The organism is Streptomyces sp. SID1328, assembly GCF_009865595.1.
In the GTDB taxonomy this organism is placed as follows: domain Bacteria; phylum Actinomycetota; class Actinomycetes; order Streptomycetales; family Streptomycetaceae; genus Streptomyces; species Streptomyces griseoluteus.
Genome location: NZ_WWKH01000578.1, coordinates 1 through 235 on the forward strand (window position 1 = coordinate 1; position 235 = coordinate 235).

Below are 235 nucleotides of genomic sequence, written 5' to 3' on the forward strand. Positions count from 1 at the left end.
GCGCCGACGACGGTGTGCAGCTCGTCGATGAACACGACCAGCTTGTCCGAGTGCGCGCGGATCTCCTGCACGATGTTGTTCAGGCGCTCCTCGAAGTCGCCCCGGTAGCGGGTGCCGGCCACCACCGCGGTCAGGTCCAGCGCCACCACCCGGCGCCCCTCCAGACCCTCGGGCACGTCCCCGTCCGCGATGCGCTGCGCCAGCCCCTCGACCACGGCGGTCTTGCCGACGCCCG

At 72.3% G+C, this 235-nt stretch carries 1 protein-coding gene; it reads right to left on the minus strand.

Translation table 11 applies throughout. The annotated features are described in order from the left end of the window. Window positions 1-235 (minus strand): AAA family ATPase (locus GT030_RS18105; RefSeq protein ID WP_161201972.1); only part of this gene is annotated, 235 nt, incomplete at both ends.